The sequence below is a fragment of the Enterobacter sp. 22466 genome (assembly GCF_052044775.1).
GTDB lineage: Bacteria > Pseudomonadota > Gammaproteobacteria > Enterobacterales > Enterobacteriaceae > Enterobacter > Enterobacter dissolvens.
Genome location: NZ_JBQENX010000010.1, coordinates 21,879 through 41,721, shown reverse-complemented (window position 1 = coordinate 41,721; position 19,843 = coordinate 21,879). Strand labels below are relative to the sequence as shown.

At 56.6% G+C, this 19,843-nt stretch carries 17 protein-coding genes; 11 read left to right on the top strand and 6 right to left on the bottom strand.

The window, feature by feature from the left end; translation table 11 throughout:
• The first annotated feature begins 18 nt into the window (after nucleotides 1-18).
• The 8 genes from ACTJJI_RS21555 to dsbG all read left to right on the top strand — a co-directional run bounded on the left by ACTJJI_RS21555 (nucleotide 19) and on the right by dsbG (nucleotide 8,397).
• Complete coding sequence (locus ACTJJI_RS21555) at nucleotides 19-1,035, top strand: LacI family DNA-binding transcriptional regulator (protein WP_047361838.1); 1,017 nt, start codon at nucleotides 19-21, stop codon at nucleotides 1,033-1,035.
• A 97-nt stretch (nucleotides 1,036-1,132) separates the two neighbouring features.
• Nucleotides 1,133-2,683: a methyl-accepting chemotaxis protein gene (locus ACTJJI_RS21550; RefSeq protein ID WP_046889644.1), complete on the top strand. Its 1,551-nt coding sequence runs from the start codon at nucleotides 1,133-1,135 to the stop codon at nucleotides 2,681-2,683.
• A 762-nt stretch (nucleotides 2,684-3,445) separates the two neighbouring features.
• Entirely contained in the window at nucleotides 3,446-3,865 is a 420-nt protein-coding gene (locus ACTJJI_RS21545; RefSeq protein WP_013096556.1) for a hypothetical protein, read from the top strand.
• Nucleotides 3,866-3,870: 5 nt separating this feature from the next.
• Nucleotides 3,871-4,437, top strand: coding sequence for an RNA polymerase sigma factor (locus ACTJJI_RS21540; RefSeq protein WP_050860659.1), 567 nt, complete (start codon nucleotides 3,871-3,873; stop codon nucleotides 4,435-4,437).
• A gap of 90 nt (nucleotides 4,438-4,527) precedes the next feature.
• Nucleotides 4,528-4,899 (top strand): hypothetical protein, encoded by a 372-nt coding sequence (locus tag ACTJJI_RS21535; protein WP_046889647.1) that lies wholly within the window; start codon nucleotides 4,528-4,530, stop codon nucleotides 4,897-4,899.
• A 47-nt stretch (nucleotides 4,900-4,946) separates the two neighbouring features.
• Entirely contained in the window at nucleotides 4,947-6,977 is a 2,031-nt protein-coding gene (locus ACTJJI_RS21530) for a protein-disulfide reductase DsbD family protein (protein WP_440655526.1), read from the top strand.
• Between the two features lie 7 nt (nucleotides 6,978-6,984).
• A complete protein-coding gene (locus ACTJJI_RS21525) occupies nucleotides 6,985-7,596 on the top strand; it encodes a DsbA family protein (protein ID WP_047361846.1) in 612 nt (203 codons plus the stop codon).
• 42 nt (nucleotides 7,597-7,638) lie between these two features.
• The gene (dsbG, locus tag ACTJJI_RS21520; protein ID WP_047361848.1) at nucleotides 7,639-8,397 is read left to right on the top strand and encodes a thiol:disulfide interchange protein DsbG; all 759 of its coding nucleotides are present in this window, start codon (nucleotides 7,639-7,641) and stop codon (nucleotides 8,395-8,397) included.
• Between the two features lie 40 nt (nucleotides 8,398-8,437).
• On the opposite strand, the gene ACTJJI_RS21515 is transcribed toward dsbG, so the two are convergent.
• From ACTJJI_RS21515 to ACTJJI_RS21505, 3 genes are all read right to left on the bottom strand, one after another.
• Complete coding sequence (locus tag ACTJJI_RS21515; protein ID WP_440655525.1) at nucleotides 8,438-9,730, bottom strand: glycoside hydrolase family 10 protein; 1,293 nt, start codon at nucleotides 9,728-9,730, stop codon at nucleotides 8,438-8,440.
• A gap of 7 nt (nucleotides 9,731-9,737) precedes the next feature.
• Nucleotides 9,738-10,025, bottom strand: coding sequence for a VF530 family DNA-binding protein (locus tag ACTJJI_RS21510; protein ID WP_440655524.1), 288 nt, complete (start codon nucleotides 10,023-10,025; stop codon nucleotides 9,738-9,740).
• A gap of 127 nt (nucleotides 10,026-10,152) precedes the next feature.
• A complete protein-coding gene (locus tag ACTJJI_RS21505; RefSeq protein WP_440655523.1) occupies nucleotides 10,153-11,640 on the bottom strand; it encodes a UbiD family decarboxylase in 1,488 nt (495 codons plus the stop codon).
• Nucleotides 11,641-11,755: 115 nt separating this feature from the next.
• Here ACTJJI_RS21505 and ACTJJI_RS21500 point away from each other — a divergent pair, with 115 nt between their 5' ends.
• Nucleotides 11,756-12,640, top strand: coding sequence for a LysR substrate-binding domain-containing protein (locus ACTJJI_RS21500; protein ID WP_440655522.1), 885 nt, complete (start codon nucleotides 11,756-11,758; stop codon nucleotides 12,638-12,640).
• Here ACTJJI_RS21500 and ACTJJI_RS21495 read toward each other — a convergent pair.
• From ACTJJI_RS21495 to ACTJJI_RS21485, 3 genes are all read right to left on the bottom strand, one after another.
• Complete coding sequence (locus tag ACTJJI_RS21495) at nucleotides 12,631-13,542, bottom strand: LysR family transcriptional regulator (RefSeq protein WP_440655521.1); 912 nt, start codon at nucleotides 13,540-13,542, stop codon at nucleotides 12,631-12,633. The genes ACTJJI_RS21500 and ACTJJI_RS21495 overlap by 10 nt on opposite strands.
• 15 nt (nucleotides 13,543-13,557) lie before the next feature.
• Nucleotides 13,558-14,544: an MBL fold metallo-hydrolase gene (locus ACTJJI_RS21490; RefSeq protein ID WP_440655520.1), complete on the bottom strand. Its 987-nt coding sequence runs from the start codon at nucleotides 14,542-14,544 to the stop codon at nucleotides 13,558-13,560.
• 142 nt (nucleotides 14,545-14,686) lie between these two features.
• Nucleotides 14,687-15,427 carry a 5'-nucleotidase, lipoprotein e(P4) family gene (locus ACTJJI_RS21485; protein WP_323282773.1) on the bottom strand — a complete coding sequence of 247 codons (741 nt, stop codon included), beginning with the start codon at nucleotides 15,425-15,427 and terminating at the stop codon, nucleotides 14,687-14,689.
• A 162-nt stretch (nucleotides 15,428-15,589) separates the two neighbouring features.
• Here ACTJJI_RS21485 and treZ point away from each other — a divergent pair, with 162 nt between their 5' ends.
• Both treZ and treY read left to right on the top strand, forming a co-directional pair.
• Nucleotides 15,590-17,374 carry a malto-oligosyltrehalose trehalohydrolase gene (gene treZ, locus ACTJJI_RS21480; RefSeq protein ID WP_440655519.1) on the top strand — a complete coding sequence of 595 codons (1,785 nt, stop codon included), beginning with the start codon at nucleotides 15,590-15,592 and terminating at the stop codon, nucleotides 17,372-17,374.
• Nucleotides 17,371-19,839 (top strand): malto-oligosyltrehalose synthase, encoded by a 2,469-nt coding sequence (gene treY, locus ACTJJI_RS21475; RefSeq protein ID WP_440655518.1) that lies wholly within the window; start codon nucleotides 17,371-17,373, stop codon nucleotides 19,837-19,839. The genes treZ and treY overlap by 4 nt, the downstream gene beginning before the upstream one ends.
• Nucleotides 19,840-19,843 lie beyond the last annotated feature (4 nt).

Here is a 19,843-nt window from a genome sequence, read left to right as displayed (position 1 = left end):
AGCCGGATCTAAGTCGTTGTGAGAAAAACAAAACGCGTCACCATTAAAGACATCGCGGAGCTGGCGGGAGTGTCCAAAGCCACCGCCAGCCTGGTACTGAACGGACGCAGCAAAGAGCTTCGCGTGGCGGAAGAGACCCGTGAACGCGTGCTGGCCATTGCGAAAGAGCATCACTACCAGCCCAGCATTCACGCCCGCTCGCTGCGCGATAACCGCAGCCACACCATTGGTCTGGTGGTCCCGGAGATCACCAACTATGGGTTTGCCGTCTTTTCTCACGAACTGGAGACGTTGTGCCGCGAGGCGGGCGTTCAGCTGCTCATCTCCTGTAGCGATGAAAATCCGGGGCAGGAGACCGTGGTGGTCAACAACATGGTGGCGCGTCAGGTCGACGGGCTGATTGTGGCCTCCAGTATGCTTAACGATGCGGATTACCAGAAACTGAGCGAACAGCTGCCCGTGGTGCTCTTTGACCGCCACATGAATGACAGCTCGCTGCCGTTGGTGATCACCGATTCCATTACCCCGACAGCCGAACTGGTGGCCGAGATTGCACGCCAGCATCCTGATGAGTTCTATTTCCTCGGTGGACAGCCACGTCTTTCCCCTACGCGCGACCGCCTCGAAGGGTTTAAGCAGGGTTTGCGCGACGCGAACGTTACGCTGCGCCCGGAGTGGATCATCCACGGAAATTATCACCCGAGTTCCGGATATGAGATGTTCGCCGAACTCTGTGCACGCCTGGGCCGTCCGCCAAAAGCCCTGTTCACCGCCGCCTGCGGGCTGCTGGAAGGGGTGCTGCGCTACATGGGTCAGCACAACCTGTTGCAAAGTGATATCCGGTTAGCCAGTTTTGACGATCACTATTTATACGACTCGCTCACTATTCCGGTGGATACCGTCCGTCAGGATAATCGTCAGCTGGCATGGCACTGCTTTGACCTGATTGGCAAGTTAATCGACGGTGAGATGCCTGAACCCGTACAGCGAAAACTGGATGCCACCCTGCAGCGGCGCTACAAAGCGGCAGAATAGCCCTGCCGGACGACGGGATACTTCAATAACTTTAATTAATTTAAGTTTTGGTTTAGCCGATAACCATAAGGAATAATTTTCCTTGAGGTATCGGTTCATGTCGTTAAAAAAATCATCCCTGATTGTCTTTTTCTCGCTGCTTTTCTTCTTTATCGCCAGCACGCTCACCAGCGTTGGCCTCATCATCAAAAGTAATAACTCCCTGGATAATGTGAACAAAGAGATCCAGGTGGTGCTGTCGATTATTGATCCCATCAACCATAGCCGTACGTTGCGCGTCCGGGTGATGGAGTATGTGAAGATGGTAGAGGCGGGCGCATCTGCGGATGAGTCGGCGAAGCTCGCGGCAGTAAAAGAGGCGCTGACCAAAGCCGATCGCGCCTTTGCTGCCTTTATGGCGTCTCCCCGTCTGACGGATGAAGCGCCGATGGTGAGCGCCTATCAGGATGCCTGGCAGAATTACCGCAACCAGGGGCTGGCACCGCTCATTGATGCTGCCGCCGCGCACGATATTGCCAAATTCAACGCCCTGATACCGGAAGTCTCCCGCCTCGATCGTCAGTATGAGATCGTTCTTGACCAGGTTCTGGCCGTACATCAGGCCTATGCAAAAAACCTGAACGAAGATGCGAGCAGCAACTTTGTTTCCGGCCTGGCGATTATCGCCGGTATCGCTCTGCTGTTTGTGCTGGTGATTGTTGCCGTCAGCCTGCTGATGAAGCGCCTTGTTCTGGCGCCGGTTAATCTGGCTCGTGAACACTGCAGCCAGATTGCGGCGGGCAAACTGGACATTCCGGTACCGGTGAAGGGGAATTCCGGCAATGAGATCGATCACCTGATGGGCTCCATGGAGCAGATGCGTCAGGCACTGCTGACGACCATCGCCCAGGTGCGCGACGCGAGTCATACCGTGACCCACGCTGCACAGGAAATTGCCTCCGGGAATATCGATCTGGCTTCGCGTACCGAGCAGCAGGCGTCTGCGCTAACCCAGACGGCGGCCAGCATGGAAGAGCTGAGCGCGACCGTAGCCAATAACACCGACAACGTCTGCCAGGCCGGGAAACTGGTGCAGGACGCGGTGAAAAATGCCCACACCGGGGAAGCCGTGACCCGTGAAGTGATTGAAACGATGAATACCATCGCCGCGAATTCGAAGCGCATCGAGGACATTACCAGCGTGATTAACAGCATCGCTTTTCAGACCAACATTCTGGCACTCAACGCGGCGGTAGAAGCGGCGCGCGCCGGTACCCAGGGGCGTGGTTTTGCCGTGGTCGCCAGCGAAGTTCGCACGCTGGCGCAGAAAAGTGCGGTGGCGGCGAAGGATATCGAAAACCTGATCGCCCAGTCGGTTTCCAGCGTGAAAAACGGTGCCGAACTGGTAGGGCGCTCCGGTGAGGTCATTGACTCGATTATCAGCTCCGTTAATAAAGTGAATACGTTGATGGAGCAGATCTCTGTGGCCTCTGAAGAGCAGAGTCGCGGTATCAGTCAGGTCGGGCAGGCAGTGACGGAGATGGATGGTGTGACCCAGCAGAACGCCGCGCTGGTGCAACAGTCCGCCGCGGCGGCCGCGTCGCTGGAAGAGCAGGCCCAGCAGCTCACGCGGAGTATTTCGAGTTTTAGTTTGCCAGTGCAAGCTTGATATTATTGTGGATTGTAGGCCGGGTGAGCGTAGCGCCACCCGGCAATAAAGGCGGCTAAGTTGTTGGTTTCAGCTTAATCTTGCGAAAGAATTTTGATTCAACAACCGGCGTGACGAGCATTATCTTTGGCGATGTTTCGCTGATAGCCGATGTAGCCGAAGGCATACCAGTAGCGCCGGGAATAAAAAGAAAATTAATCCTGTCAGGAATGCATCATCCCCATGAAAATGCAGTATGGCATTAAAAAATACGCCAGCAGCCACGCCGACCACTAATAAAAATATGAACACCCAAACAGTGTGGTACCAGAGGATATAATTCGTCAGTCTGCCTATCATTACCAGATTGCTCCTTTTTAATGTATCTGTTTCTATTTCCTGCTGCAGGGCGTGACGCTATGAATAATAGACAGAGATGTAATGATTACAAACTTTTAACTAAAAATAGTTAATTAAGCCTCGCTTTAGATTATTGTTAAATAGAAGGTTTTTTGGGTGATTATAGGAATGGTCTCAACAACTGAAATAGGGCATTTAGAAAGCATCAATATAAAACATGATGAATAAACAACCTGATTTAAAAGCGCGAACAGATCGGCATTATGACAGGTTCTCATTTTTATGCTGTTTCCATTCGTCAGCCGCGAAAAGCGTAAACCACATTGATTACGATGTTTTTGAAAATTTTTAGCAATATTTTTGCTCCTCATCCGTCTACCTCATCACAAGCCATAATCAGTTACAGTAAATGAGGTCAACACCATGAGAGAGTTTGATATGCACGGCAGAGGTCACGGGCGCGGATTCGGTCGCCACCGTATGGGCAAGGGCTTAGTCATCGGCGCGGTCATTTTTATCGTGCTCGGTCTGCTGGTGATGTCCCTGTGGAACGCATTACTCCCGGCGATCCTCGGCGTGAAAGCCATTGGATTCTGGCAGGCGCTGGGCATTCTGATACTGAGCCGGATCCTGTTCGGGGGGCTGGGGTTCCGTCCGGGTATGTTTGGGGCGCACCGCCGGATGCACGAACGCTGGATGAACATGACGCCGGAACAGCGTGAAGCGTTCATGCAGCAGCGCCGGGAAGGATTTGGTCGTCATGGTCGTGGGCACTGTGGCTGGCATGGCCACCGTGACGACAAGCGCGAAGACAACGCGCCGAAAGCGCCGGACGCAGAGTGAGCGAGATGAAAACCGGGGAAGCGGGCAGATCCTTGCTGATGTCGGCGGTTAATGCCTGCCGCGCCCGGCTGAGCGCCTTTATTCGCGGAAGAACGCCGGTACGTGACGACGCCGACGATATTTTGCAGGAGATCACGTATCAGCTGATGAAGGTGGAACAACCGGTCGAAAACGTTACCGCATGGCTGTTTCGCGCGGCGCGAAATGAGATGACCGACCGGGCACGCAAAAAGCGTGAAGTGCCGCTCTCCGGTTATTTCAGCTTCACAGGCGAGGAGGATGACGATTTCCCGGAAGACGAGATCGCTGAAACCCTGTTCGGTGTTCCGCATACCCCGGAAGAGGAGTACCTCAAAACGCTGCTGTGGGAAGAACTGGGGCAGGCGCTGGCTGAACTGCCCGCCGCGCAGCGCGAGGTCTTCGAAAAGACGGAGTTGCAGGGCTACAGCATTAAATTGCTGGCCGGCGAAACCGGGGTCAGCGAGCAGGCGTTGTTATCGCGTAAGCATAAGGCTGTGCTGTTCCTGCGAACGCGATTGCGGGACGTTTATGACGCGCTGACAGGGAGTTAATACGCCCGGCAGACAAAACCTTACACTGCCGGGACTTGTAGATTCATCACTATCGTTTATGATCGGGGCGTCTTGTTATTTTGGAACGTTATGCGCAACCGTCAGCTTCTGGGTAAATGGCTTCTGATAATCACGTGTCTGGCAATGGCAATTTGCCTGGTCCAGCGTGCGGTTTATCTCAACCATTTTTTACAGGGGCTGGATCCTCAGGTGCAAACGGTCATGATGGCTGACGCCCCGGGTCAGGAGGCTGAACAGTCCGGCCCGTCGCCGTGTCAACTTGGCGCACAGTCTTTGCTTTGCGCTCAGCCGCTGTTTTTTGACGGTGCGCTACCGGCGATTATTATCTTCTTCGCTCTGCTGCAGTTGTTTACCCAACGGCGCACATTTCTCTCCAGGGAGCAGCCTGTCCAGGCACCGCCTCCCCGAATACACCTCAAAAACTGCGTTTTCCGTGAATGAAAAGCATCGTCACCACACGATAATTTTCACTATTCACGGAGTAAAACATGGTTAACCTTTTCAGGGGACTCGTCCTCCTGTGGCTGTCCTGCATGGGTATTGCTCATGCGGCAGATACGGGCTGGCTGGTGTCACCGCAAAACGATCACGCCCGCATCCGCTTTCAGGCTGAGCGGGATCAAGACCGCATCATCGGCCTGCTCAGCGTCGAGCTGCAGCCCGGCTGGAAAACCTACTGGCGTTCGCCGGGCGAGGGCGGCGTGGCCCCCAAAATCAGCTGGCCACAGGGCGTTAAGGATACCTGGTACTGGCCGGTACCTTCGCGCTTTGATATTTCAGGCCTGACGACCCAGGGCTACCACGATAGCGTTACGATCCCCATTACGATCGCCGGGACGGACGCGGATGTGCTCGACGCCACACTTACGCTCTCAACCTGCAGCAACGTCTGTCTGTTGACGGACTACACGCTGCATCTCGATTTCCGCGCGCCAGCGGATGCGGGCTTCCGTACGGCATTTGAAGACGCGATGCGTTCAATACCCGGTTCGTCTGGCGTGTCGTCAGACTTCAGCGCCTGGTTATCAGACGGCAAACTGATGATGACGGGCACGACGGAAGGCGAATGGGTCAATCCCGGGATCTATTTTGACCCGCTGGAGGGTGACATTCTGCCCGGCGAACCGGTGATTAAGCACACCGGAAACCGGCTTCAGGTCGCGGTTCCGGTCACCGATGAGTGGGGCGATAAACCCGCGACGCTTGCGGGGAAAACGCTGTCATTTGTCGTCACCAACGGCGATAAAGCCCAGCAAACGCAACTGACTGTAGGCGCAGCCCCCGCAGACGCGGTGCAGAGTGCGCCAGCGAGAACAGTCAAAATGCTGGCCTTTGCCCTGCTGGGCGGGCTGATCCTGAACCTGATGCCCTGCGTATTGCCGGTAATGGGCATGAAACTCAGCAGCGTCCTGCAGGCAGGGACGGACACGCGGAAGATCCGGCTGCGTTTCCTGGCGACCACTGCGGGTATTCTGACCTCCTTTATGCTGCTGGCCACGATGGTGACCGTCCTGAAAGTGACCGGCGCGTCGCTGGGCTGGGGCATCCAGTTCCAGAATCCGTGGTTTATTGGGCTGATGGTCGCCGTGACCTTTATCTTTGCGCTGAACCTGTTTGGTGCGTTTGAGCTGTTTCTGCCTTCCGCCGCCACCGGACGGCTCGCCACAACGGGTGGAACCGGACTGACGGGCAGCTTCTGCGAAGGCATGTTTGCCACGCTGCTCGCCACGCCGTGTTCCGCGCCGTTCCTCGGTACGGCTGTGGCCTTCGCGCTGGGCGCGCCGCTGCATTCGCTGTGGCTTATCTTCCTGATGCTCGGCGTGGGCATGAGTTTGCCGTGGCTGTTCGTCGCGTTGATCCCCAAAACCGCCTTGTTGCTGCCAAAACCAGGCCGCTGGATGAATACCCTGAAGGTGATTCTGGGGGTGATGATGCTGGCCTCCAGCCTGTGGCTGGTAACGTTGCTGAGTCTGCATCTGGGCGAGATGTTCAGCCACATCCTGATGCTGCTTCTGATTGTGGTTGCCATTGTGGCCTGTGCGCTAAGCGCTCAGAAAACGTCGCCGCTGTTCTGGGTGGTGGCGCTCGTGCTGGCCATATTGGGCGGATATCAGCTGCGCGGGATAGTGAACGCAACGCCGGTTACCACGACTGAGAATAGCGAACAGTCAATCCCGTGGCAGCCGCTCAGTGAGGAGGCAATCAGCGATGCGCTTGCGCAGGGAAAACGGGTGTTTGTGGATATCTCGGCGGACTGGTGCGTCACCTGCAAGGTGAATGAGCACCGGGTGCTCAATCAGCCGGAGGTTATCGCCGCGCTGCGCCAGCCGGATGTGGTGGCGCTACGCGGAGACTGGAGTCAGCCATCAGAGACGATTGCGGCGTTTCTGAAAACACGCAACCGCTACGCCATCCCGTTTAATCAGGTGTATGGCCCCGGAACGCCGGAGGGCGACATCCTCTCGCCACTGCTGGACAAACGCACCCTGATGACCACTCTGAACAAAGCAAAAGGCTAACGCTGTTATGAAAAAAATCCTTATTACGTTTCTGCTGTTTTTCGCGTCAGCCCAGGTCATGGCGGCGGACCCGATCACTCCGGATCAGGAGCAACGCGCTCAGAAGCTGGTCTACGATTTTCTGTTTAACGACCCGGATTCGCCGCGTATCGGTGCCAAAAATCCAAAACTGACGCTGGTGGTCTTTACGGACTACAACTGTCCCTACTGCAAAAAATTCGATCCGTATCTGGAGAAGATCGTCGAGAAACATCCTGAGGTGGCAGTGGTGTTTAAGTTTCTGCCATTCCGTTCGGAGAGCTCGCTGACTGCCGCGCGCGACGCGTTAACCGTCTGGCGTTCACATCCTGAGCAGTTTATGAAATTCAACGAGACCCTGATGGCGAAAAAAGGGTATCACGATGACGCCAGCATTCAGGAGGCGCAAAAGCGCGCGGGCGTGAATGTTGCAACGCCGGATGATACGAGCCTGGTCACGGTAAAACGCAGCCTGATCATCGCCGAGAAACTGGGCATTCAGGGGACACCGGCCACGCTGATTGGCGAAGGATTGTTACCTGGCTGGGTGCCGTTTGAACAGTTTGATGAAATGGTCACTGATGCACTGAAAAACCGCTAACCTGTAGGGGGCCGCAGGCCCCCGAACAAACCGGAGAGGAACATGAATAAATTACTGTTACTTTCGCTGCTGACTGCGTCAGGGCTGGCGCAGGCTGCGGATACGATACCTGATGTCGTGAAGACCTTTAGCGAGCAGCAGGAGATTACGATCCTCAAGAAAATTGACGTGCCCGGTGGCGCACCCGCCTGGCTGGGGCAATATCAGGACATGGGGGTGACGCTCTTTCTGACACCTGACGGAAAGCACGTAATTTCGGGTTATCTCTATGACGAGAAGGGTAAAAACCTCAGCGAGGGTATTTTTCAGAAAGAGATCTACGCCCCGATGGGACGCGAAATGTGGAAACAGCTTAACGCCGCGCACCCCCTGAAAGAGGGGGCGGATAACGCGCCACGCAAAGTGTTTGTCTTCGCCGATCCGTTCTGTCCGTACTGCAAGGCATTCTGGTCAGAAGCACAGCCGTGGGTAAACGCGGGTAAGGTGCAGCTCAATACGCTGCTGGTGGCGTTCCTCAACCCGAACAGCGGCCGTAACGCATCTGCGATCCTGAATGCAAAAGATCCGGTTACGGCGTGGAAGGAGTACGAACTGTCCGGCGGGAAAAAACTGCCAAAACCGGAAGGCACGGCGTCGCGTGAAACCGTGGCGATACTGCAAAAACACCAGGCGTTGATGGACAGTCTGGGGGCGAATGCCACGCCGGCCATTTATTATCTGAATGACCAGAACGAGCTCCAGCAGGTTGTCGGTATGCCGGACGCGAAGCAGCTTGAGGCGATGTTCGGGCCGAAGCCGTAAAAAATCAGGCAGAAACAGGGCGTTTCTGCCTGACATTCACTTAGCTTCCCCAGCGTCCTTTCAGGTAGTTTACCGCCTGCTGCGTCTGCGGCTGGTTGAGGTAATCTTCGCGGAACAGGATAGTGCCATTCACGTTCGGCAGGGCGTCGTTGAGATCGAGCTGTTTTTTCAGCTCCGGCACGCCGCCCTGAACCGTCCAGTCCGGCTCATTTCTCGACGGCTCGCCCACTTTATAGAACGCAATGCCGATGTACAGACGGGTATGGGTCGGTTTCACCACGTCGGCCCACCATTTGGTCAGCACGTCATAGCGCGCCGCATCCCGGGAGAACGGCCAGTAGATTTGCGGGGCAATGTAGTCCAGCAGCCCCTGTTGCACCCACTGACGGGTATCAGCGTAGGATTCATCATACGCCGCCGCGCCACGGGTGTCGGATCCTGCCGGGTCGAAAGAGCGGTTACGCCAGACGCCCGCCGGGCTGACGCCGAATTCAACCTGCGGTTTTGTCTGTTTGATCGCCCGAGAGACCTGCACAATCAACTGCTGCGTATTGTGCCGACGCCAGTCGGCCTTTGAGCTAAACCCCTGGCCGTATTGTCTGTAGGTCTGCGCGTCATTCAGCGTTGAGCGGGGCGATTCGGCATAAAAGTAGTCATCAAACTGCACGCCGTCTATCGGGTAGTTCGCCACCACCTCGGTCACCACCCGGGTTATCCAGTCACGCACCTCCGGGATGCCCGGGTCGAGCACAAACCGATCGCCTGCGATGCGAACCCACTCAGGGTGCTGCACGTAGACGCTGGACGGTTGCTGGTATGAGGTGCGGTTCAGCGCGGCGATGGTTGACGGTCTGGTATTGGTTGAAACGCGATAGGGGTTGAACCAGGCGTGAACTTTCATCCCACGCTTGTGGGCTTCATCAAGCATAAACTGCAGCGGATCGTAGCCCGGATACTCGCCGATGTTGCCGGTAAGCATATCTGACCATGGCAGAATTTTGGACGACCAGAGCGCCGTGCTGTCCGGTTTCACCTGGAAAAACACCGTGTTAATTCCCAGGCGTTTCAGATTGTCGAGTTTGTCGAACAGCGCCTGTTTTTGCATCGCGATACGCTGGTCAGCACTGCGGCCATTCACCGACGCCACCGGCGGCCAGTCAAGGCGGGAGACGGTCGCCAGCCAGATCCCACGCATCGGCTCATTTGCCTGCTGCGTCGGTTTGCTTGTGGTCGGGAGCGGTGTGACCAGCGACTTTGGGGGTTTTGAGGAGCAACTAACAAGTAAAAGCGCGCAGCCAAGCAGCGCACCCGTCCGTTTTACATGTCGCATCATTTGCGTATTAGCTCTTGGTTATCCGACTATTGGCCCAGGGGTTAAAGGCGGGCGCCTCGGGTTCAGCGGCCCCGTTATCATTGAGGGAATCCAGATACAGGGCTTCAACTTCCGCGCGTGCCCAGGGGGTACGGCGCAGGAATTTCAGGCTCGACTTCACGCTTGGGTCTTTTCTGAAACAGTTGATTTTGATTCGGTTAGCTAACTCGCTCCAGCCATATCGCGCCACCAGGGCGTTGACCATCATCTCCAGCGTAACGCCATGCAAAGGATCTTTGGAAATATGTGCAGTCATAGGCGTCCGGTGTCTCGATTGTCAGGAGGTTGGGGTAAACGCTGAAAGGGTACAAGAAAGCAGGGGAAGCGGCAATTTAAGCTTGCGTTTCTTCACCCCGATGGGGTGAAGAAACGGCGACGACGGCTTATTTTTTATCGTTGAACAGTTCCGGTGCCCATGGAGTGGGATCAACTTCCATAAACGGCGCACGTTCAAAGCGGTCCTTCAGCGCCCACGGTACCGTGCAGTCGAAGACAGTCTTGCAGGAAATGCCGTTTCCTCGGATCGAGGTGCTGTAGTCCGGCGACTGCGACGGATCCAGCTGGTGGCCACGGATCCCCGGAATGTTGGTGATGCTCACATCGCCCTGCATACGGGTGGTCATCGCCCACAGGATGTCGTCACTGTCGAAGATGTCCACGTCTTCATCCACGAGGATAAGGTTTTTCAGCTCGGAATAGGTGGCTAAGGCGATAAGCGCCGCCTGGCCCTGACGTCCTTCGTCTGAGGGCTGGCGTTTTTTCACCTGTAAAATGCCGAGGAATTTACCGCCCCCGGCGGTGTGTGCATAGACGTTCTGCAGAAAACCAGGGATGGCCTCTTCGACCGCGTTGCGAATGCTTGCCTCTGTCGGCAAACCGGCCAGCGTGGTGTGCTCTTCGCCCGGGCCCACCAGCGTCTGGAGGATCGCGTGGTTTCGCATGGTGACCGCTTTCACTTTGATAACCGGTAAGGACGGGTTGGCTTCACCGCAGTAGCCCGGGAACTCCGGCATGGCGTGGCCGGTGTTGGTGTGCTGATCTTCTCTTACGCGCACGCCGGGAAGCAGTTCGCCCTCAATGATGATTTCCGCCCGCGCGATCGCTTTCTCTTTTACCGCCACACCCTGTACCAGTTCCACCGGCTGCTGGCGTAATGCACCGGCGACGCCAAGCTCGTTGTAACCGAATGGCGTGGTTGGCGCTTCGAAACAGGCCCCAATGTAGATAGCCGGGTCAAGTCCCATATTGATGGTGACCGGCAGCGGTTTGCCCGCCGCTTCGGCCTTCTTGCGAAAGACTTCGATATGGCGACCGGCGGCAAGGAACATAGAGAGTTCATCTCGCTCCTGCACACAGAGACGGTGAATGGTCACGTCGGTCAGCGAGGTATCTTCCGGATCGCTTGCCAGCACCAGCCCCAGACAGAAGAACGGGCCTGCATCAATCGGCGTGTTGGTTGGGGCCGGGAGCAGCTTACGCAGGTCAAAGTCCGGGTCGTCGGCATAGAAGACCTGCTCCTGGCATGGTGCCTGAGAGGCCGGGACCACCACCGGCGCAACCGGGTTTTTCACCGCCTGACCGACGTGCTGCGCCAGCTTCGAGGGTTCGCACCCCAGCAGCAGTGCCGCTCTTTCCCGGCTGGCGTGCATCCCTACCAGAATGCGGGAGCCGGGGTAGCCCTTCACGCTATTGAACATCATGGCCGGGCCCGTGCGGGTGGGGCGTTTTACGGTACCGCCCGCGCCGATATGGCGGTACACGCCTGCCAGTTCCGCATTGGGATCTACCGGGTGATCGGTTTCGATATAGTGACCCTGATGGCGTTGCAGCAACGCGATGGCGCTTCTGAGATCGTTGATTGGGTTTTGCATGTTTTTCTCCCTCAATGGCTTACCTCCATTGTTGGGCGAACGACAGATAGCATCAATTGCATCATTAATGCTATTTTGATAAGAGCTTTATTATCAATTTTCGCAGGACTTCGTCATGCAATTTCGTCTGATGCGTAATTTTCTAGTGGTGGCCGAAGAGCTCCATATGCACCGCGCCGCGGAGCGGCTGAACATGGCGCAACCTGCGCTGAGCCAGCAGATTAAAGCGCTGGAGGCGCGCCTGGGCGTCACACTGTTTAGCCGGGCACATCGTCGCTTAACCCTGACGCCTGCCGGAGACGCGTTTCTGGTCAAAGCCCGGCTGGCAATTGCGATGACCGAGCAGGCCGTGCTGGACGCCAGACAAACCGCCCGTGGCGAACAGGGGGTGCTGAATCTGGGATGTGTATCGAGTGCGATGTTCGACGGTAAGCTGCCTGCTACGCTACGCCAGCTGCACGAGAACTGGCCCGCAATTGCCATTTCGCTGATGACCGGGAACGTGCAGACGCTTTACGAAGCCGTGCAGACCAACCAGCTGGACGTGGCGATTATCCGGGCTCCGTTGCCTGCGTTACCTGACGATCTGCAATCTCGTCCCTTTACCTCAGAAAAAACGGTGCTGGCGCTGCCTCGCCAACATCCCCTGGCCACGTCATCCGCACTGACGCTTTCATCCGTGAAGGACGAAAAGTGGATCTCGCTGCGTGATCCGCAAGGCATGGGGCTGGAACAATATTTCTGTGATGCCTGTAACGGGGCGGGTTTCCAGCCGGAGGTGGTGCAGAATGCCACCGACGTGCCCACCGTCATCAGCCTTGTCGCGGCGGGATTTGGCATTGCGCTCTTGCCCGCCTCAGCCTGGGCGGTGAGCGTCGGGAATGTGGTTTATGTCGACATTATTGATCGGCTCAGGGAGAGCGAGCTGACGCTGGTTTGTCACCGAATCATACGTTCTGAAGTCTTAAAAAAGTTCCTGACTACTGTCGCTCAGGGCTGACGTCCGGCGGCGAGCAGCAGTTGTTCGCGCAACCAGGCGCTCGCCGTATCCTGGCTGTTTTTAGGATGCCAGTACATGCTGATGGCGATCGGCTGCAAAGGCAGCGGCGGTGGGAAAATATCGAGCGTGGTGGCGAACTGCTGCAACATGCGGCCCGGTAAGGTGCAAATCAGGTCAGTCCCCGCCACCAGAGGCGGTGCCATGGCATAGCTTTGCGTGGACATCACCACGTTGCGTTGATATCCCAGCCCGGCCAGCGTCTGGTCGACAAAGCCGTTAAACGGATCGCCCTGGGAGGAGACCACCAGATGAGAGAGGGCGCAATACTGCGCCAGATCCAGCGGCCCCGTACCGCGTGGATGCCCTTTGCGCTGGGCGGTGGCAAACGCGTCGTCAAACAGTTTGCGTCTGACCCAGCCGTCGTGCGCGCCCGCACTTACGCCGATGTAAATATCAACATCGCCATTTTCCAGTTGCTGGGGCAGGTTTGCCATCTCCGGCAGGGCGAAACGCAGGCGGATCCCTGGCGCTTCACGTCTGATGTGATTCAGCAGTTCAGCCCCAAGCATCAGGGCCGGGTTTTCATGCAGGGCAATGACGAACGTGCGGTTGCTCTCGCGGGGGTTAAACCCGGTGGGGGCAAGCATCGCGCTGATACCACGCAGAACGGCCGCGACCTGTGGCCTCAGCGCCTCGGCTCGGGGTGTGGGCAATACCCCACGTCCATGTGGGGAAGGGATAAACAACGGCTCGCCAAAAATGGCACGCAGGCGCGTAAGACGGGCTGACAGCGCGGGCTGGCTGACACCCAGACGTGCGGCGGCATGCGTGATGTTCCGGTCGGTGAGCAGTGCATCCAACGTCAATATCAGGTCAATATCCAGGTCTGAAAATGGCGTCATGGTGTTTTCCGTTGTTTATTTAGCCGTGCTGGCGTCCCGGTTGGTATAGGTAACCGGAACCCAGGCATAGCCCGCACGTTCGCCTTTGGTGACATAGCCGATACCGGGGAACGGCAGGTGTGGCGCGGCAACCAGATCTCTGTTTTTGACGAAGTCGTCAAAGGCATGCTTGCGCACACGGGCGGCGCCGTCCTGATCTTCATCGTAGGCGATGGTCACCTCAGGCTGCGGGAACTGGACCGCAGCAGCGTGAATAATGTCGCCCACGAAGGTGATCTTCTCGCCTTTACTTACCAGCGTATAGAAGGCCGAGCCCGGCGTATGGCCAGGGTGAACCGTTCCGGTAATACTCGGCAGCAGCTCAGAAGTACCGGTAAACGGCACCACTTTGCCGGCATCAAGATACGGTTTTAAGGTCTTCTGCGCCACGTCAAAGTAGTTCTGGTCGTAACCGGTTTTTTTCTGATTCTCTTCATTGAAGAAAAAGTCGATATCCGGTTTCCCGACAAACACGCGAGCGTTGGTAAATACCGCCTTACCGTCCTTAATCAGGCCACCGGCGTGATCGGAATGGGCGTGCGTCAGTAAGATTTCCGTGATGTCCTGCGGTTTGATCCCCTGCGTTGCCAGGCTCTCGATTAAACGCCCACCGTTACCCGGACCAAAGAGCTGGCCTGAACCCGTATCGACCAGAATTTTGTGTCCCGGCAGCGCAATCAGGAAGGCGTTGATGGAGACCTCTGGCGGGTTGGTCTGGAAATTTTTCGCCAGCAGTGCATCAATTTGTTGCGGCGTTGTCCGGCGCAGCAGCTTATGCAAATCCTGCGCGACGCTGCCGTCTGTAAACGCGGTGACCAGCACGTCGCCCACCTGAACGCTGTAGCCGCCCGCTGGTTGTTTCACCACGTGCTGAGGCGTCTCTGCCAGGGAGTACAGCGCAGGGTAGAAGAGCAGTGAACTGGTGATGAGCGTAGAGAGGGCAAGTTTCTTGACAGTAAGCATGATGATCTCCTTTAGAAAGTTGTTATCTTACTTATGCATCAAAATTTAAGAACCCGCTCAAAAGTGATAGGACCTATAAATGGGATGAATAGCTCAGTGGGTTGGCCGGGCAATGGCATTGCCGTGCCCGGCGGGCATATTGTTACGGCTTCCAGCTATCCGGCGTGGCTTTTGACCATGAGCCATAAGCGGCGTTAGGCAGCACAATCCAGTCATTGCCAAAATGCTCTGCACTTGCCTCAACCAGCTCGCGCTGCTGCTCGCTCGGTTTTTTGTTTTTAAACTGCACGGCGAAATCCGGCAGGCTGTCGCCAAACAGCATAATGATCTGCTGCTTTTTAAGGATGCTCTGGCGGCGCTCTTCTTTGCTTACCGTATCCAGAAGCACGCTGTCGTCCGAGACCTGCGGCAGGCCAAGGGATTTTAACGTTTTGATGGTATCTGCTTTATTTTCCTGCATGCGGTCAGAGACATAGTAGATACGCACCTTGCTTTGATCCACATGCTCAAGAAACGCCTTCGCGCCTGGGATCAGACCGGGTTTTCCCTGTTTTTCCCAGTTGCTCCAGGTATCCCATTGGGTATAGTCATGGCATTGTTCCATGTCACGCACCAACAGCGGGGTGTTGTCGAGCACGGTTTCATCCAGATCCATCACCACCGCGTAATTTTCTGGCGTTTTCAGATCTTTCACCTTCTCATCAAAACGCCCGGTGGCAAAACGGTACGTCTGCAGCTGAAGCGCCATGATTTCAGCCGACTTCTGCTGGTAGCGCAGCGCCATTTCGTAGGCTTTTGGTTCACACAGTTCATTATTCGCCGCTGTAGCGGTTGCGCTCAACATCGGTAATGCCACCAGTAATGCCTTAATCATTGAATTCACTATAGTTTCCTTAACACCCTTGTCAAAATGACGACAGCGTAATGAATTTTAGTGACAGAAAAATGACGGTTGCACTTCTGGCCGCTGTTGAAGCGTGCTTTCGATCCTGAACTAAGCTTGTACTTCGTTCCGCGTAAAATGTGGGTCATTCGAGGACAATGAATGGAATTCAGGACATTTCAAAAGCAGTGGGGTGCTGAGTTTATTTCCGGTGACGTTGTACGTTTTCGCGTCTGGGCTGAAGGACAACAACAACTTACGCTACGTCTGGCAGACGAGGATCTGCCCATGGCGGCGATCGGTCACGGCTGGTTCCAGATTGACGTACCTGGCGTGACGCATGGCACCGAGTATCAGTTCGTTTTACAGGACGGCATGACGGTACCTGATCCCGCATCGCGGGCGCAGAAAGGGGACGTTAACGGCCCCTCCGTGGTGATCAACCCCGGACGCTATCAGCCCGTGAACCCGAACTGGGCAGGGCGACCGTGGGAAGAGACGGTGATTTACGAACTGCATATTGGCACCTTTACCCCGCAGGGCACCTTCCGGGCGGCTATTGACAAGCTGCCGTATCTGGCTGAACTCGGCATCACCCAGCTTGAAGTCATGCCGGTTTCACAGTTCGGCGGCAGCCGCGGCTGGGGCTATGACGGCGTATTGCTGTATGCGCCGCACTCTGCCTACGGCACGCCGGAGGATTTTCACGCGTTCATCGACGCGGCGCACGGCCTGGGCCTTTCCGTGGTGCTGGATATCGTACTCAACCATTTCGGCCCCGAGGGAAACTACTTACCCTTGCTGTCACCCGCGTTTTTTGATGCGCAGAGAATGACGCCGTGGGGTAACGGTATTGCCTATGAACGGGAGCCGGTCAGACACTACATTCTGGATGCGCCCCTGTTCTGGCTGACTGAATACCGTCTGGATGGTTTACGGTTTGATGCCATCGACCAGATCAAAGATACGGCGTCGAAACATATTCTTCAGCAGATCGCGGAAACGATCCGAGAAGCGCTTCCGGATCGTCATATTCATCTCACCACCGAAGACAGCCGTAACGTCATTTTCCTGCATCCACGGGATGAAAAGGGAGCCATGCCGCTGTTTACCGCCGAGTGGAATGATGACTTCCACAACGCCGCCCACGTCTTTGCCACCGGCGAAACGCATGCCTACTATCAGGATTTTGCCTTCGAACCCGAGAAAAAATTCGCCAGAGCGCTCGCAGAAGGGTTTGTCTATCAGGGTGAGGTCTCTTTGCAGACCGGACACTCACGCGGGGTGGAATGCCACACCCAGCCGCCGACCTTCTTTGTCGATTTTATTCAAAACCACGATCAAACCGGCAACCGCGCCCAGGGCGAACGGCTTATTACCCTGGCGGGCGCGGATAAAACCCGCGTTCTGCTCGCCGCGCTGCTGCTGTCACCCCATATCCCGCTGCTGTTTATGGGGGAAGAGTACGGCGAAACTAACCCGTTCCTGTTCTTTACGGATTTTCATGGCGAGCTGGCGAAAGCCGTGCGGGAAGGGCGGGCAAAAGAGTTTACCGGCCACAGCGGACACGATGGCGATGTACCGGATCCGAATGACGAGCAGACCTTTGCCCGCTCAAAACTGGACTGGCATAACGTGACGACTGCGGAGGGCAAATCCTGGCTGCGCTTCACGCGAAGCCTGCTGGTCCTGCGGCATCGCTATCTTGTGCCATTACTCCGCCCTGGCGGCACCGTTGAGGGGAAAATCGTTAAAACCGCTCCCGGTATGGCGGCGGTGAGCTGGTCTTTCCCGACGGGCACGTTGTCGCTGGCGCTCAATATCGGTAATAAGCCCGTTGACGTTCCTGCGCTGGCAGGTGAAACGCTCTTTAGCTGGCCGGAGGTCAGTGACGTATTACCGCCGAACAGCATTGTCGTTCGTTTTGCTGATGGAGACGCATCATGATCCCTTGTGCCACGTACCGAATACAGTTCCGCAATGGCATGACCTTTGACCGCGTGGTGGAGCTGGTGCCATATCTTAAAGACCTCGGGATCAGCCATCTTTATGCCTCACCGATATTTACCGCCACCAGCGGGTCAACCCACGGTTATGACGTCACCGATCCTAATGAGATCGATCCCGCCATTGGCGGACGCGCAGGATTCGACCGCATGACGGCGGCACTCAGGCAGGCGGGAATGGGGCTGATCCTGGACATTGTCCCTAACCACATGTCGACCTCGCTGGAAAACCGCTGGTGGCGGGACGTTATCGCGTTTGGTCAGCAAAGCCGCTACGCGCACTATTTTGATATCGACTGGTCGCGCCCGCTGACGCTGCCGTTCCTTGGCGATACCTTTGAGGCCGAGCTGGAGAAGGGGACACTCACCATAGAACGTGACAGTGTCACAGGTGAGGCCGCGCTGGTCTACTATGACACAGCCTATCCGCTTAACCCCGGAACATGGGATGCGGATAAAAGCATTGAGGCGATCCACGAGGCGCAGAGCTGGCGTCTGATGTCCTGGCGGGAAGCGCCGAAACAGCTCTCATGGCGGCGCTTTTTTGAAATTACCGGCCTGGTGGGCGTCAGAGTGGAAGACGAGGGGGTGTTTCAGGATACGCATCGCCTGATCCTCGAGCTCGTGCATACCGGCATTGTCGACGGGTTGCGCATTGACCATATCGACGGGCTGGCCGACCCGCTGGGTTACCTGCAGCGGTTACGGCAGGCAACCGGTCCCGATTGTTATATCACGGTGGAAAAAATTCTCGCCAAAGGGGAACAACTGCCTGCGGAATGGCCGGTATCCGGCACCACCGGCTACGAGTTTATCGCCTCGCTGGCCGAAGTGCTGGTCGACGATAATAACCTCGGGCGGCTGGAAAAAATCCACGACGAGACGCTGGGCGTGACGGTCGATCGCCATGCGGAACTTCGCAACGCTAAAGGGCTGATGACCGATCGCAATTTTGAAGGTGAATTCACCACGCTGCTCAACATTGCCACCGACCTTGCCCGGCACAACGGCATTGACGTGCCGCAGGACGACATACGCTACACGCTGCGCGAACTGCTGATTGCCTTTCCGGTCTACCGCACCTACGGCACCGCCGACGGGTTAACCGCCCCGGATGTCGCGCTGTTGAACCGCGTTATTGCCAGCGTGGACGCACCGGAACCGGCGTTGAGCCTGATTGTGCGGATACTTACCGGCGACCTGGACGCCAGCAGCCGCGATGCGGCCTCGCTGTTCAGAACCCGCTTCCAGCAGCTTACCGGGCCGTTGATGGCGAAATCGGTGGAAGATACGCTGTTTTTCCGCCACAACCTTGAGCTCGCCCTGAACGAAGTGGGGGCCGATCCCACCCCGCGCGCGTTTTCGTTATCCCGCTTTCACCAGGAGATGCGTATTCGTCTTGCCCGTCAGCCCGATGCGCTGCTGGGAACCTCCACGCACGACACCAAGCGCGGGGAAGACGCGCGGGCGCGTCTCTACACCCTGACGGAGGCCCCGGAACAGTGGGGCGAAAATCTGGCGCGCTGGCGGCAGATGAACCAGACCCAGGTGCGTTTTCTCAATGACGGTACCGCACCAAACGCGGCCGATACCTGGATGATCTACCAGGCGCTGGCGGGCGTCTGGCCTGCAACGTTGTCGCCTGACGATGGTGAAGGGCTGAAGTCTCTCGAAGCGCGTTTCCTCGGGTTTATTGAGAAAGCGCTGCGCGAGGCCAAACAGCGTACCGACTGGATCGACAGCAATGAGAGCTATGAGAGCGTGGTGCTGAATTACGTCCGGCACTTGCTATCTCCTGAGAACACGCTGTTCCTGCATGATTTCGCGTCCTCCCTGCAACCCTTTATCCGCGCCGGGCTGATGAACAGTCTGAGCCAGACGGTGATCAAACTGACGGCGCCGGGCGTACCGGATATCTATCAGGGAAGCGAGGCGCTTAACTTTAGCCTGGTCGACCCGGATAACCGGCTGGAGCCAGACTTTGCCACGCTGAGGCAAAACCTGGACAGCGCTGATGCGACGCTCTTTGCTGACGAACGGCAGTGGCGAAACGGCAGGGTGAAGCAGTATGTCACCGCCACGCTGTTACGCGTCCGGCAGCACTATTTATCGCTGTTCCGCTATGGTGACTGGCTGCCGCTGAAGGTCAGCGGCGAGCGCGAGGAAAACCTGATTGTCTACGCGCGCGTGAAGGACGGGGAGGCGCTGATTGTTGCCGTACCCCGTCTGGTTTTTGCTACCCCCACAAACGAAACGCTGTGGGCCAACACCTCGGTTGCCATCCCAGAAGAACTTTCCGGGAAACGCTACCGGGATCTGTTTACCGGTGAACGCCGGGAGCTGCGGGAGACGCTGGATTTAACGTCTGAAACAGGAAGTTTGTTAGTTCTGCTTACCTGCGAATAATCGT

Excerpts from the sequence above, each read along its gene's own strand:
- ACTJJI_RS21540 (WP_050860659.1), top strand. The coding sequence starts at position 3,871 with ATGAAAACCGGGGAAGCGGGCAGATCCTTGCTGATGTCGGCGGTTAAT.
- treY (WP_440655518.1), top strand. The coding sequence starts at position 17,371 with ATGATCCCTTGTGCCACGTACCGAATACAGTTCCGCAATGGCATGACC.
- dsbG (WP_047361848.1), top strand. The coding sequence starts at position 7,639 with ATGAATAAATTACTGTTACTTTCGCTGCTGACTGCGTCAGGGCTGGCG.
- treZ (WP_440655519.1), top strand. The coding sequence starts at position 15,590 with ATGGAATTCAGGACATTTCAAAAGCAGTGGGGTGCTGAGTTTATTTCC.
- ACTJJI_RS21535 (WP_046889647.1), top strand. The coding sequence starts at position 4,528 with ATGCGCAACCGTCAGCTTCTGGGTAAATGGCTTCTGATAATCACGTGT.
- ACTJJI_RS21490 (WP_440655520.1), bottom strand. The coding sequence starts at position 14,544 with ATGCTTACTGTCAAGAAACTTGCCCTCTCTACGCTCATCACCAGTTCA.
- ACTJJI_RS21495 (WP_440655521.1), bottom strand. The coding sequence starts at position 13,542 with ATGACGCCATTTTCAGACCTGGATATTGACCTGATATTGACGTTGGAT.
- ACTJJI_RS21550 (WP_046889644.1), top strand. The coding sequence starts at position 1,133 with ATGTCGTTAAAAAAATCATCCCTGATTGTCTTTTTCTCGCTGCTTTTC.
- ACTJJI_RS21530 (WP_440655526.1), top strand. The coding sequence starts at position 4,947 with ATGGTTAACCTTTTCAGGGGACTCGTCCTCCTGTGGCTGTCCTGCATG.
- ACTJJI_RS21545 (WP_013096556.1), top strand. The coding sequence starts at position 3,446 with ATGAGAGAGTTTGATATGCACGGCAGAGGTCACGGGCGCGGATTCGGT.
- ACTJJI_RS21515 (WP_440655525.1), bottom strand. The coding sequence starts at position 9,730 with ATGATGCGACATGTAAAACGGACGGGTGCGCTGCTTGGCTGCGCGCTT.
- ACTJJI_RS21525 (WP_047361846.1), top strand. The coding sequence starts at position 6,985 with ATGAAAAAAATCCTTATTACGTTTCTGCTGTTTTTCGCGTCAGCCCAG.
- ACTJJI_RS21510 (WP_440655524.1), bottom strand. The coding sequence starts at position 10,025 with ATGACTGCACATATTTCCAAAGATCCTTTGCATGGCGTTACGCTGGAG.
- ACTJJI_RS21505 (WP_440655523.1), bottom strand. The coding sequence starts at position 11,640 with ATGCAAAACCCAATCAACGATCTCAGAAGCGCCATCGCGTTGCTGCAA.
- ACTJJI_RS21500 (WP_440655522.1), top strand. The coding sequence starts at position 11,756 with ATGCAATTTCGTCTGATGCGTAATTTTCTAGTGGTGGCCGAAGAGCTC.